The sequence below is a fragment of the Halorubellus litoreus genome (genome assembly GCF_037081675.1).
GTDB lineage: Archaea > Halobacteriota > Halobacteria > Halobacteriales > Natrialbaceae > Halorubellus > Halorubellus litoreus.
In genome coordinates this window covers 1257738-1270658 of sequence record NZ_JAZAQL010000001.1, presented here as the reverse complement: position 1 = coordinate 1270658, position 12921 = coordinate 1257738, and the positions used below count along the sequence as shown (strand labels likewise).

14 protein-coding genes are annotated in these 12921 nt (G+C 71.2%); 9 read left to right on the top strand and 5 right to left on the bottom strand.

Annotated features, from left to right (window positions below; genetic code table 11):
• Nucleotides 1–44: 44 nt before the first annotated feature.
• From VYJ16_RS06370 to VYJ16_RS06360, 3 genes are all read right to left on the bottom strand, one after another.
• Entirely contained in the window at nucleotides 45–1175 is a 1131-nt protein-coding gene (locus VYJ16_RS06370) for an ORC1-type DNA replication protein (protein WP_336349460.1), read from the bottom strand.
• Nucleotides 1176–1298: 123 nt separating this feature from the next.
• Nucleotides 1299–1457 carry a hypothetical protein gene (locus VYJ16_RS06365; protein ID WP_336349459.1) on the bottom strand — a complete coding sequence of 53 codons (159 nt, stop codon included), beginning with the start codon at nucleotides 1455–1457 and terminating at the stop codon, nucleotides 1299–1301.
• Nucleotides 1458–1623: 166 nt separating this feature from the next.
• The gene (locus VYJ16_RS06360) at nucleotides 1624–3615 is read right to left on the bottom strand and encodes a MutS-related protein (RefSeq protein WP_336349458.1); all 1992 of its coding nucleotides are present in this window, start codon (nucleotides 3613–3615) and stop codon (nucleotides 1624–1626) included.
• Between the two features lie 78 nt (nucleotides 3616–3693).
• Here VYJ16_RS06360 and VYJ16_RS06355 point away from each other — a divergent pair, with 78 nt between their 5' ends.
• From VYJ16_RS06355 to VYJ16_RS06340, 4 genes are all read left to right on the top strand, one after another.
• Nucleotides 3694–3912 (top strand): hypothetical protein, encoded by a 219-nt coding sequence (locus tag VYJ16_RS06355; protein WP_336349457.1) that lies wholly within the window; start codon nucleotides 3694–3696, stop codon nucleotides 3910–3912.
• A 255-nt stretch (nucleotides 3913–4167) separates the two neighbouring features.
• Nucleotides 4168–4416, top strand: a complete 249-nt coding sequence (locus VYJ16_RS06350; protein ID WP_336349456.1) for a DUF8015 family protein — start codon at nucleotides 4168–4170, stop codon at nucleotides 4414–4416.
• Between the two features lie 137 nt (nucleotides 4417–4553).
• Nucleotides 4554–4919 carry a hypothetical protein gene (locus VYJ16_RS06345; protein ID WP_336349455.1) on the top strand — a complete coding sequence of 122 codons (366 nt, stop codon included), beginning with the start codon at nucleotides 4554–4556 and terminating at the stop codon, nucleotides 4917–4919.
• Complete coding sequence (locus VYJ16_RS06340; RefSeq protein ID WP_336349454.1) at nucleotides 4906–6147, top strand: hypothetical protein; 1242 nt, start codon at nucleotides 4906–4908, stop codon at nucleotides 6145–6147. The genes VYJ16_RS06345 and VYJ16_RS06340 overlap by 14 nt, the downstream gene beginning before the upstream one ends.
• A gap of 15 nt (nucleotides 6148–6162) precedes the next feature.
• Here VYJ16_RS06340 and uvrB read toward each other — a convergent pair whose 3' ends face one another.
• A complete protein-coding gene (gene uvrB / locus VYJ16_RS06335; RefSeq protein WP_336349453.1) occupies nucleotides 6163–8262 on the bottom strand; it encodes an excinuclease ABC subunit UvrB in 2100 nt (699 codons plus the stop codon).
• 101 nt (nucleotides 8263–8363) lie between these two features.
• Here uvrB and VYJ16_RS06330 point away from each other — a divergent pair, with 101 nt between their 5' ends.
• The 5 genes from VYJ16_RS06330 to VYJ16_RS06310 all read left to right on the top strand — a co-directional run bounded on the left by VYJ16_RS06330 (nucleotide 8364) and on the right by VYJ16_RS06310 (nucleotide 12062).
• Complete coding sequence (locus tag VYJ16_RS06330; protein ID WP_336349452.1) at nucleotides 8364–8810, top strand: hypothetical protein; 447 nt, start codon at nucleotides 8364–8366, stop codon at nucleotides 8808–8810.
• Between the two features lie 38 nt (nucleotides 8811–8848).
• Nucleotides 8849–9757: a LolA-like protein gene (locus VYJ16_RS06325; protein WP_336349451.1), complete on the top strand. Its 909-nt coding sequence runs from the start codon at nucleotides 8849–8851 to the stop codon at nucleotides 9755–9757.
• 5 nt (nucleotides 9758–9762) lie between these two features.
• On the top strand, nucleotides 9763–11274 hold the full coding sequence (locus VYJ16_RS06320; RefSeq protein WP_336349450.1) for a hypothetical protein: 1512 nt from the start codon (nucleotides 9763–9765) through the stop codon (nucleotides 11272–11274).
• Between the two features lie 60 nt (nucleotides 11275–11334).
• Nucleotides 11335–11607 (top strand): DUF7553 family protein, encoded by a 273-nt coding sequence (locus VYJ16_RS06315; protein WP_336349449.1) that lies wholly within the window; start codon nucleotides 11335–11337, stop codon nucleotides 11605–11607.
• 86 nt (nucleotides 11608–11693) lie between these two features.
• Nucleotides 11694–12062, top strand: a complete 369-nt coding sequence (locus tag VYJ16_RS06310; RefSeq protein ID WP_336349448.1) for a hypothetical protein — start codon at nucleotides 11694–11696, stop codon at nucleotides 12060–12062.
• Nucleotides 12063–12090: 28 nt separating this feature from the next.
• On the opposite strand, the gene VYJ16_RS06305 is transcribed toward VYJ16_RS06310, so the two are convergent.
• Nucleotides 12091–12900 carry a rubrerythrin family protein gene (locus VYJ16_RS06305; RefSeq protein ID WP_336349447.1) on the bottom strand — a complete coding sequence of 270 codons (810 nt, stop codon included), beginning with the start codon at nucleotides 12898–12900 and terminating at the stop codon, nucleotides 12091–12093.
• Between the last annotated feature and the right edge of the window lie 21 nt (nucleotides 12901–12921).

Here is a 12921-nt window from a genome sequence, read left to right as displayed (position 1 = left end):
CGCTCGACCGCAACCACGTCGCACGACCGCTCGCGACCTCGCGCCTACTCCAGTCGCGACAGCACGGCCTCGGGCTCGTACTCCAGGTGGAGTTCCCGAGAGCGCCCGCGGCCGTCGACCTCCGCGTAGTTCGTCGCGACGATACCGAGGTCCTCGAGCTTGTTCACGATCTCCGAGTACCGCGTGTACCCCAGGCCGGAGACCGCCTGGAACTCCTCGTACACCTCGCCCGCCTGCTTGCCCTCGTGTTCCGCGATGACCTCCAGGAGCTCCGTCTCCGACTCGCTCAGGCTCTCCAGCGACCGCGACAGGTGCACGAACTTCGACGTCTCGTACGCCTCGTCGACGTCGCGCTTCTCGACGACCTTCGACGCGCGCATCTCCGCGGTCAACCCCGCGCGCCGCAGCAGGTCGATGCCGACGCGGAGGTCGCCGCTCTCGGCGGTCTTCTCCGCGACGTAATCCAGGACCGTCGTCGACACCACGTCGTCGTGGAACCCGCGCTCCACGCGATTCCGGAGGATGCCCGCGATCTCCTCGCGGTCGTACACGTTGAAGTAGACGTCCTCCGGGCGGAACACCGACTGCACGCGCGAGTCGAGCTCGTCGATGACCTCCAGGCTCGGGTCCGAGCTCACGACGATGACGCCGATACGGGCGCCCGAGTACTCCTCGTGCGCTCGCAGCAACGAATAGAGGGTGTCGCTCGCCTCGTTCTCGTAGAACAGGTAGTTCACGTCGTCGAGCGCGACGACGAGCACGTCGTCCTCCTCGACGAGCTTCTCGGTGACCTGCCCGAACAGCTTCTTGAACGAGATGCCGGACGCGGGCGGCTCGTAGTCGAAGATCCCCTCGAACAGGCGCGCGAACACCGAGTACCGCGTCGCGTTCATCTGGCAGTTCACGCGGACCGTGTGCACGTCGCTCGTCTCCGCGCGGAGCTCCCCGAAGAGCTTCTGGATCGCGGTCGTCTTCCCGGTCCCCGGCGGGCCCCGAACCATCGCGTTCAGCGGCCGGCTGCCGCGGGTCGCCGGCCGCAGCGTGTACTGGAGGGTCCGCATCTGGCTCTCTCGATGCTGGAACGTCTCGGGGACGTAATCGATCTCGAACACGCGCTCGTCCCGGAACACGGACTCGTCCCACGAGAGCATCCCCTCCTCGGGGTCCTCGGACATCACTTTCACCCTGCTGCCCAGGGCACTTAGCTGTTCGGCAGCCACGCGTCGGACGAGGCTGCCGTCGGGTGAGTGGTCGAGACGCGTCCAGTCGACCGCGTCACGACGCCGTCGGGCGTCGCGTCAGGAGACCTCGAGTCGGTCCTCGAACCGCGCGCGGTCGAACTTCCGGCCGTGTTCGCGGGCGTCGTGTCGTGCGACGCGACGTTCCAGCGCGCTGTCGTCGTTCGCTTCGAGCGTGAACTTGCACCCGTGGTGGGGGCACTGGTACGCGTACTTCACGCCGTGCCACCTCGTCGAGCCGGCCGTGCGAGGGTTCCCATACCACGCCGTTCGCTATGTGCCTGCATAACGATTACCACAACATGGTCGGGTACCGACATGCGCTCGACGGACCGGGCGAGCCGACGCAGCGAACGGCGTGGGCGCCGCCGACCGGCGCTCGCGTTCAGAACTTCGCGAGCAACCGGTCGTAGAACCCGTCGCCGGACTCGCCGGCGAGCTTCTCGACGATGAGCTCCGGCGTCGACCGCGCCAGGTGGTCCTTCACCGGCGACCGGTTCACGACGAGTTCGCCATCCTCGAGGCCCTCCGCCTCGATACCGTCGACGGTCACGTCGAAGTCCGCCATCTCGCGTATCTCGCCCGCGAGGTGACTGACGAACACTGCCGTCGCGCCGTTCCCGGAAAGCGCCTCGAGGATGCCCGCGATGATCTTCGCGGACGCGCCCGGTTCCGTGATGGACTCCAGTTCGTCCACGAGCACGAGCGAGCCGGCGCCGCCGGTCGCGAGGTCCGCGAACTCGCGGACCGTGGACTCGAACGCGCCCGCGTCCAGCGTCCCCTGCGTCTTCGCGTGATAGTGCAGGTCCTCGAACCACCCGAGCCGTACCGAGTCCGCGGGTACCGGTAACCCCATGTGTGCGAGGACGACGACGGTCGCGACGAGGTCGAGCGTCGACGTCTTCCCACCCGAGTTCACGCCCGACAGCAGCGCGACGCCGTCGACCGCGTAATCCACGGGGTCGACTTCGTCGTGGGGCACGTCCAGGAGCGGCGACCGACCGCCTTCGATGGCGAACCCAGGCGTGTTCCCGTCGTCTCCAGCTTCCACGAACTCGGGCATCGTGCACGCGTAGTCCGCGGCGAACCGCGCGACCGCGTACTCGACGTCGAGTTCGAGCGCCGCGTGCACGAGGTCGCGAGCGCCGTCCCGGTGGTCGGCGAGGTCCTTCGCGAGCTCGCGCTTCAATCGCGCGCTCCGCCGGTCGCGCGCCGTCGTGAGCGACTCGCGGAGCCGCGAGACGACCTCGTCGTCGCGGGCCACGGGGTACGTCGGCTCGTCGCCGAACGCACGGCGAGCCATCTCCGCCTCGTCCCCGCGAAGGTCCAGCGTGTCCACGAGGTGGTCCCTGGCCGCGTCCACCGCCTGCGCGTACTCGTCGGCGAGCTCCCGCGAGAGCAGCGAGTCGACGCCCGCGCCGCGCTCGACGAGGCTCAGGAGGTCCGCGCCCTCGATGGTGACGTCGCGCTCCTGTATCGCCTCCTTCAGGTGGTCGTTCGCGACGTTCTCCGCCATCCCGACCGCCGCGTCGAGGTCGTCGACGGCGTCCTGGAGGCGGTCGAGTTCGTCGTCGTCCGCGACCGTCCCGTCCTCGCGGAGGCGGTCGAGCGACGCCAGGAGGTCCTCGACGTCCGTGGGCGCCTCCAGGTCGGCTTCGCGGTGGACCTCCGCTGCCGCCCGCAGTCGGTCGCGGTTCACGGCGAAGAACGCGAGCTGGCGTTCGGGAACGACCGCCGCGGGTCGCTCCAGGGCGTCCGGCTCCACGCGAACGTCGCCCTCGACGTCGATGCCCGCGAACGCCTCGTCGAGCGCGACCACGGTCGCGTACCCCCGCGCCAGTTCGGCGAGCCCGCGGGCGTCCTCGACGACTTCTACCGAGACCTCCGGGATCGCCTCGCGTGCCTCGGCGTACACCTCCGCGTCCGTCGTCGCCAGGCAGCGGTCGCGGACGACGACGTCGTTCGGCGCGGCGAGCGGCTCGACGTCCGACAGCGCCGCTCGCGCCTCGGGGTCGACGTCGCGCGCCATCGCTTCGCTGACGAACGCCTGGACCTCTTCGACGCGCGACGGGGCGGCGCTCGGGTAGAACGTCTCCACGCGCTTCGCGCCGTACTCGGTGACCGTCCGGTCCTTGAGGAGACCGAGGACCTCCTTGTACACTTCGCGAGCACGGTCGGTTGCGAGGAACCCGCCGGGGTCGTCGTGCTCGTAGCGTATCGCGCCGCGGACGATGCGTGCGGCGCGGCCCTCGGAGATACCGGGGGCGGTCGCGACCGTCGCCACGTCCCCACGACGGAGCGCGCCCTCGGGGTCGTCGAGGTCCGCGAGCGCCGCGGCGGTCTTCTCGCCCACGCCCGGAATCGCCGACAGTTCCATCCTGCGCCCCCCTACCCATTCGGCGAGCAAAAAACTCCCGCTGGGAACAGTTACGGTCTCCGAGCGCGTCATGAACGTATGAGTCACCGACGCAAACGCACCGGCAGCGGACGGAAGCGCGGGTACGAGCCGTACCTCCGCCTGCTCGGACTCGTCCTCATCCTCGTCGCCGCGCTGCTCGTGTTCGGCGTCGTCGTCGCGGACCTCCTCTTCGTCGTCTCGACCGCGCTCGGCGTCCTCGGCGCCGTCCTCGCGGCGTTCCCGGGCGCCGTGCTCTCGGCGTTCGCGGCGCTGTAGGGCGGGCGCTGTCGCTCTCGGGTATCGTTGGCGAACAGGTGGCGCACACGGTCGTCGTCGCGTCGATGCGCCACGCTCCCGCCGTGGTCGACGCGACCCCGCTACTCGGGCACGTCGCCGTTCGCCGCGCCATCGTACTTGAACCCTCGCAGCGACGTCGCGACAGCGACCGGCGTATTCCCCGGCTCGACCCGGTGACGAGGCGTTTTATCTCCCGTGCGAACGCTTTAGTCGAACGCTCCCGTGCGTGGACGTATGGACTACCAGTGGCAGTACTACGACCTCGTGCTGCTCGGCATCGTCGCGGCGATGGCCACGGGCGTCGTCGTCGGGGTCGCGACGCCGGTCGCGGCGACGACGAGCGTCACCGCGACCAGCCTCGTCGCCGTCGGCATCATGGGCCACGGGCTGTTCGTCCGCGGGCCCGTCGACTCGGTGGACGACCTCACCGACGAGGTCGAACCCGAGGAGGTCCCGGTCGCCCCGGGGGCGCTCGCGGACTGACGCGGTCGTCCCGTCCGGCGTTCGGCCCGCCGTCGCACGTCGTCGGGGCGGCGGCCAGCGTCGCGCTTCTCGGAGTCGGCCGCCCGGCCGCGGCCGTCGCCCCGCACGCTTTTCGTCGGTCGCGGTGACTGGCCGGCATGGGAGCGAACTGGCTCTACCTCGCGGTCGAACCCGAAGCGGGCGCGGATCGCGACGCGCTCGCGACCGTGGTCACCGACGACAACCGGCTCTCGCTGGCGTGCGAGCACGGCGACGCGCTGGTGTTCGTGGGCCCGGGCGACCAGGTCCACGTCGAGGACGCGCTCGACGCGGCCGGCGACGCGGTCGAGCGCGCGTCCCTCGCCTGGGAGGTCGATTCGACCGGCTACTCGGCCGGCTACTACTACGAGCGCCACGACGGCGAGGTGCTCACCGTGGACGTGCACGGGACCGGCGAGGGGTGGGATTCGCGACTGCTCGTCGACCACTTCGCTCGCGAGTACGGGGTCGATGTCGCCATCTGACGACGCCGTCCGGGCCGGGCGCGACCGCCTGACTGCGGCCGACCCGGACGTGCGCGGGGACGCCGCCGCGGTCCTCCGCGACGCCGCGACGGATCCGGACCGGGGAGCGAGCACTGCGGTCGACGTCCTCTGGACGCTCGCTCGCGTCGTCGACGACCCCGACCCGCGGACGCGAGCGTATGCCCGGGCCGCGCTCCAGGAGCGCACCGCGACCCGGGTCGACGACGCGATAGACGAACCAGTCGACCGGTTCGCGGACCGCGCGCTCGACGACGTCATCGCGGCGCTCGACGCGCCCGACGCCGAACGACGCGCGGCCGCGGCCGCTCTCCTGCGGTTCTCCCTGGACGATACCGGCGTCCGCGATCGTCTCGTCACCGAGCGCGCACGGACGTTGACCGCGGCGCTCGACGACCCGCACGCACCCGTCCGCCGGCACGTCGTCGAGGTCTGGCGGCAGGCGACGCTCGACGACCACGAGCACGCCGCCGTCCTCCGCGCGCTCGCCGAGCGAGCGTTCGCCGACCCCGACCCGCGCGTCCGCGGGGCGCTCGTCCACGTCCCGTTCACGTACGACGCGGACGCGGCCCGGACCGACCGTGGTCGCGCCGCATTCCGCGCGTTCCTCGACCTCTTCGACGACCCCGACCCGGCCGTCCGCCAGTCAGCGGTCGGCGTCTTCCCCGAGAGCCTGCTTCGGACCGTCGCGTCGTACTGGGACGCTCCGGACCTCGTGCGGCAGGCGGCGGACCGCCTCGTCGCGAGGCTCGACGACGACGTCGCCGTCGTTCGCAAGCGCGCCGCGCACGCCCTCGCGAAGGCCGGCGGGCTCGACCACCACCCGCTCCTCGACCACCCCGACCCCGGGCGAGTCGTCGACGCGCTCCTCGCGGCGTGCGACGACCGGACCGACGGCGCGGTCGGCCTCGGCGGGACGCCCGCGACTAGGGGGTCGGCCTCGCGCGTCCTCGTCGACCTCGCCGACGACCACCCCGACTGGCTGCGGCCGCACGCCGACGCGGTCATCGGGGCCCTCGACTCCGAGCACGCCGACGCTCGCGCCTGCGTCGCGTACGCCGCCGCTCGCGTCGCCGAGACCGACGCCCAGCGCGACCGAATCCGGGAGGTGGTCGCGACGCTCGCGGCCGACGCTCCCGAGGCGGCGCGCGACGCCCTCCCACTCGGACGCGACCTGCCTGCCCCTCTCGACGACGCCTTCGACGCCTGACTGGCCGGCTCCCGACTAGAACTCGGGGTCGGATTCGACGGGGACGCCGTCCTCATCCGGGCCGACGAGTTCGTCGTACTCTTCGCGGAGTTCGCGGATGCGGTCGCGGATGTCGGCGGCGAGTTCGAACTCGAGGTTGTTCGCGGCTTCCTGCATCTTGTCCTCCAGGCGCTCGATTCGCGCCTGGGCTTCCTCGGCGTCCGCGGGCGCGTCGCCGGCGACGCCGCTCGTGTCCGTCTCCGACCCGGGGAGGTTCGTCTCGCCGACGGGTTTGTCGATGGTCGTCGGCGTGTACCCGTGCTCCTCGTTGTACTGGCGCTGGATGCGGCGGCGGCGCGCGGTCTCTTCGACGGCGGCCTTCATCGCGTCGCTCGGGTCGTCCGCGTAGAGGACGACGTTCCCGTTCACGTTCCGCGCCGCGCGCCCCATCGTCTGCACGAGCATCGTCTCGCTCCGGAGGAAGCCCTCCTGGTCGGCGTCGAGGATAGCCACGAGCGACACTTCGGGGATGTCGAGGCCTTCGCGGAGGAGGTTGATACCGACGAGGACCTGGATGTCCCCCAATCGCAGCGACCGCACGAGCTCGTGGCGCTCCAGGGTGTCTGTCTCGTCGTGCATGTACGCGACGTCGACGCCGTTCTCCTCTAAGAACTCCGTGAGGTCCTCCGCCATCCGTTTCGTGAGCGTCGTCACGAGCACGCGCTCGTCGTCGGGCATCGCCTCGATGCGGTCCATGAGGTCGTCGACCTGCCCGGTCGCGGGCGCCGTCTCTATCTCGGGGTCGACCAGATGGGTGGGGCGAACGATCTGCTCGACGATCTGCTCGGAGTGCTCGCGCTCGTAGTCCCCGGGCGTCGCGGAGACGTACAGGCGCTTGTCGGTCTTCTCCATGAACTCCTCGTAGGTCAGCGGGCGGTTGTCGTACGCCGTCGGGAGCCGGAAGCCGTTCTCGACGAGCGAGTCCTTCCGGGACTTGTCGCCCGCGAACTGCCCGCGGACCTGCGGGAGCGTCTGGTGGGATTCGTCGACGACGCACAGGAAGTCGTCCGGGAAGTAGTCGAGCAGGGTGTACGGCGCGTCCCCGATCTCGCGCTCGCTCAGGTACACCGAGTAGTTCTCGATGCCCGAACAGTACCCGGTCTCCTGCATCATCTCCAGGTCGAACGTCGTGCGCTCCTCGATGCGTTGCGCGGCGACCGCGTCGCCTTGGCGTTCGAAGTACCGGACGCGGTCGTCGAGGTCCTCGCGGATCTCGTCCATCGCCCGTTCGAGGCGTTCCTCGGGTATCGAGTAGTGTTCCGCGGGGTGCAGGAGGACGGCTGGTTCCTCGCTGACGACGGTGCCTTGCATCGGGTCCATCTTCACGATGCGGTCTATCTCGTCGCCCCACAGCTCGACGCGGACGGCGTACCGGCCGTACATCGGGTAGATCTCGACGGTGTCGCCGCGCACCCTGAAGGTGCCCTGCGTGAAGTCGACGTCGTTGCGCTCGTAGTTCAGGTCCACGAGCCGCGCGAGCAGTTCGTCCCGGCCGACCTGCTCGCCGGCCTCGACGCGGAGGCTCATGTCCTCGTAGTTCCGCGGGTCACCGAGCCCGTAGATCGCGGAGACCGACGCGACGACGATGACGTCGTCCCTGGTGAGGAGCGAGCGCGTCGCGGAGTGCCGGAGGCGGTCGATTTCGTCGTTGATGGAGGCGTCCTTGTCGATGTACGTGTCCGTCTGCTCGACGTACGCCTCGGGCTGATAGTAGTCGTAGTAGGAGACGAAGTACTCGACGGCGTTGTCCGGAAAGAGTTCCCGGAACTCCTCGTAGAGCTGTGCGGCCAGCGTCTTGTTGTGCGCGATGACGAGCGTCGGCGTCTGCAGTTCCTCGACGGCCCACGAGACGGTGTTCGTCTTCCCGGAGCCAGTGACGCCGAGCAGCGTCTGCTCGGTCATCCCAGACTCGAAGCCGTCGACGAGCGCCTCGATGGCCTCGGGCTGGTCGCCCGCGGGCTCGAACGGCGCGTCCACCCGGAACGGCCGCTCGGCCTCCGGCCGGTCCGGCGACAGCGGACCGTCCGGCTCGGCGCGCTCGCGCTCCGCGTCGGCGTCCTCGGGGGTGTCGGTCATTGGAACTCGCTTGGGCGCGGAGGCACTTGACGCGCACGCCTCCCGGCGTCTGGCGACCGCGGACCGAAACGCGTTTCTTCCACCACACTATTCGCTGATTCATGGTTCTGCTATCTCCGAAATCGGCCGCCGGCTTCGTGGGGTCGCTACTCGTCGCCGTCGGCTCGCTCCTCCCGTGGTTCCGAGACCCGTCGGCGGTCGCCTCGGAGACGATTCACGGGTTCGCGAACGGCGCGCACATCGTGTTCCTGCTCGCGATCGTCGCCCTCTTCCTGCTGTTCGTCTCGAACGACCTGCTGACGCACGTCGTCGTCTCGCTGTTCGTCGGCAGTACGAGTCTCGCCAGCGCCAGCATGACGTGGATCGACATCCCCGACGCCCACGCCGCCGTGGGGAGCGGCCTGAAACCCGGAACGGGCCTCCTCATGGTCACACTCGGTGCGTTGACGCTCCTCGGGTACGCGCTCCTCGCCGCCACCGCCGTCCGCGAGTACGGCATCTCCGACGAGGACGCACGAGCGGATTTTCCGGTCGAGAAAAGCCCCTAGTCCCCCTATTGCTATCGACCCGGTAGTGCCGGGTGCCGATGACGCGACACGCGCTCGTCGCCGTCGCACTCGCGCTCGCGCTCCTCGCGGCCGGGTGCGTCGGTACGACCGGCCAGACGACGACCGTATCGACCACGACCGACGCCACCGCGGCCACCGACGCCGACGCTGGCGCAGCGACGACCGCTGGGTCGAGCACCGTCGCGACGACCGGCTCGGGGTCGACGAGTGATGACGACGCGGGGAGCGAGTTCGAGGACGTCGACGCGGACGCGCTCGCGTCCGCCGGTGCGTCGTCGCTCGCGACCGCGGAGGGCGTCGTCGTCGAGGGGAACGTGACGCGAACGGTCCGCACCGCGAGCGGCGCGACCACCGTCGAGGTCGCGTTCACGGAGCGCGACGACGTCGCGGCGCGCGAGCTCGCCATCGAGCGGACGGTTCGCGCGAACGGCCAGCGCGTCGAGACCGCGACGTACCTCGTGAACGGGACGGTTTTCGAGCGGTCGCCGGCGTACGAGCGCGAGTACGGTACCGAGTGGGTGCGCGTGCCGGCCGACGGCGCGTGGGTGAACGCGTCCTCGACCGCGGTCGTCGCGCGGCTCGCGAACGCCTCCGACGCGTCGGTCGCCGGCGAGACGACGGTCGACGGCGACGGCGCGGTCGTGCTCGCGCTCGACGTGAACGCGAGCGCGCTCGCGACCCTGAGCGGCTACCGCGTCGACGCCGAGTCGCTGAACGCGCTCTCGGGGACGCTCGCGGTCGACCCGGAGACGGGTCGCGTGCACGCGGCGACGATGCACCTCAATCGGACGGTCGAGAACGCGTACGGCCAGGAGGTCACCGTCGTCACGGACGTCACCCGCCAGTTCATCCACTACGGGCCGGTGACGGTGTCGCTCCCCGACGAGGCGAGCGAGGCGACGCCCATCAACGGCACGCAGCCCTGACCTCTATGCGTCCCTCGCTCGCTGCGGTCGCCGTCGCCGTCGTGCTCGCGGTCGCGGGCTGTTCCGCGCCGTTCGCGACCGACGCGGTCCCGGAGACCACCGCGTCCACGGGTCCGCCTTCGTCTCCGGAGACGACGACCACGTCGGCGTCGGCCACTGTCGCGTCGGCGGCCACTGTCGCGTCGTCGACCACCGCCGCGCCGTCGGGCGTGGGAGAGACGCAGTCGCCGATTGCGGTTCGGGGTGGCGAGCTCCCCGTGAACGCGACCCGGGTGTTCGAGCACGTGGAGCGTATCATGGGTGCGAACGTCACCGCGCCGGCGTCGGTGCGCGTGACGAACGCGACCGCGTTCTACGGGAACGCGTCGGGGTCGACGATGGCGTCCGCGAGCGGTCACGACCGCCTGGAGCGCGCACTCGGCCTCGCTCGGGCGGTGAACCGCTCGCGCGTCGTGGGGCCGAACGGCGCGACCGTCTCGTACGGCACGGTCGCGGTGTACCCGGGCGAGAACGCGACCGCGGCGAGCGCGGCGGCCGTGCTCGCCCACGAGTTCGCGCACTACGTCCAGTTCCGCGAGGGGCGCGCGGCGACGCTCGCCGGGAACGTCTCGCGGCCGCGGACGACCGACGCGTGGTTCGTTCGCCGCGCCGTCGTCGAGGGCGTCGCCGTCGCCGTCGAGACCGCGTACGTCCGGCGGTACCGACCGAACGGCGAGACCGGCATCGAGCGCAGCGAGCGCGCGCTCGACCGCCTCCCCCGCGGGAGCGCGTTCCGGTACCGCCAGCATCCCTACGTCGCCGGCTACCGGGACGTCACCCATCGGTTCGACGAGCCCGCGAACGCCACCGCGGTCTACGCCGACCCGCCGCAGACGAGCGAACAGGTCCTGCACGCGACCCGCGACGCGCCCGTCGCGCTCGACGTCACCGTCGACACCGCCGGAACCGCGTACCGCGGCGGCGTCGCCGACCGCCTCGGCGAGGCGTTCCTCCGCGTCGCCCTCGCGAACGCGCCACGCAACGCCAGCGACGGTACCGAGACCGCACCCGCCCCAAGGGTCGCCGCCGCCGGCTGGGGCGAGGACGCGCTCGTCGTCCTCCGGAAGGACGGCACCGCGAACCACGCGTGGGTCCTCCGGTTCGACACCGCCCGCGACGCGACCGAAGCCGAGCGCGCGCTCGCCGCCGTCCTCGACGCGCGCGGCGACCGTGCCCGTGACGAACGACCACCCGCTGACGCAGCCCCCTCCACGTCGACGCCCATCCCCCGCTGGCGCCTCCCGAACTCGCATGCGACCCTCCACCGCCCCGCGAACCGGACGCTCGTCCTCGCGGTCGGCACCCCCGGATTCGTCGCCGACCTCGCCATCAGTGGCACGTCCGGCGCCGTCACGGTCGCCGTCGACGGCGCGAACACCACCGCGACCACCGGCGGGAACGCCACCGCGACCACCGGCGGGAACGCCACCGCGACCACCGGCGGGAACGCCGGGACGAGCCTCCCGCGGGCGTCATAGACACCGGCCGAACCTGCGAGCGAACCGAGCTTTAAGCCCGGTCGCGTCGTCTCTTCTCCCATGGTACACGAGAACCTCCAGCGGGCGGGCGAGCTGCTCGAAGCCGCAGCCGACGCAGCGACTCACGAGGACGCCACCGAGCGCCTCAGCAAGCAGGCCGCGGAGTTCGCGAGTCACGCCGAGAGCGAGCGCGGCCCCGACCACGGTCGACTCGCGCGCCACGAACGCATCCTCACCGAGATCGCCGAAGCCGAGGGCGGGACCGTCGCGTCGAAGATCGACGAGGCCATCGACGCCGTCCGCGCGTACCGCTCGACCGTCGACGGCGTCTGACTAACCCCACTCGCCGGGATTCTCACAGGGCGTCTGACGCGAGTCACACGAGTCTTTTTACGCACTGGGCGTCCAACTCCGTGGATATGTCCTCGGAGCGATACCGTGCCGCGGCCGTCGCCGGCGGTGCCGTCGGCGTGCTCGGCGCGGTCCTGCCGTGGGTCGCCGCCGCCGGGTTCGAACTCGACGTCCACAGCGTGTACGCGCTCGTCGCGTGCGCTGCGGTCGTCACGGTCGCCGTCGGCGAGTGGTCGCGCCGCAGCCAGTTCGCCGTCGGCGTCCTCGCCGCGGTGACGACGGGGCTCGCGCTCGAAGCGATCACCGACTTCGCGAGCGACGGTCCACCACCGGGTGCGCACGTCGCGACGAGCAGTCCCGGCGTCGGCGCGTACCTCGCGCTCGCCGGCGGCGCGCTCGCACTCGCCGGCGTCGCACTCGCCCGCTACACCGCCTGAAACGCTGTTCGAGGCAGAAAACTCGGTCTTAGCAGACTGGTTTCGGGTTCACGCCCATCGCCTCCAGTCGCTCGGTGTACTCCTCGTACGCGCCCTGGACGACCGCCGTCGCCGCCGCCAGCGCGGCTTCGCGGTCCGCGTCGCCGTCGACGACCACCGCGAGCGCGTCGAGCGCGTCGTCTCGGCGCGCCTCCACGTCGCTCCCGTACGACCGGAACGTGCTCGCGGTCTGCGGGTCCGCCTCGCCCGTGAAGAACCCCGTCGACTGCTCGGCGATCTTCTTCGCGACGAGCGCGTACCCGACGAGCGCGCCCAGTCGCTCAGCGTCGGTCGCGCCCGAGCCGTCGCCGTACTCGCCGAGGGCTGCCACGGCGTCGTGCGACTCCAGCGCCGGAACGTCGTCGCTGATGCTCTCCGCGGTCCCGGCGTGCTCCGCCGACAGGTCGCCGAACGCCGTGAACGCCTCCGCGGCCGCGTCGCTCGACGCGTTCGCCGCGTACGCCTCCAGCGCCGCAGCCGCCGCGTGCGAGACGTTCGCCGCGACCGACGCGACCGCCGCCGCCTCCAACTCCCCGTCCGTGAACGCGTACAGCGACTTCGACGACCCGAGCCGCGACAGCGCCGTCTCGTTCGCCTCCCGTACCTCGGCGAGGAACGCATCCGTATCCATGCCCGAGAATGCGGTCGCACCGCGCTTGTAGGTACCGCCAACGCCCGGGATTGCCGGGACCGACGACGCCCCGCACGCCGGTCCGAGCGCGACCGCCGCTCGGTCGCGACGCGACGCCGACAGCAGGCCGCCGCCCGCGGCGACGCTCGCTCGCGACACCGGCGCCACCGAGACGAAGGCCCTAACCGC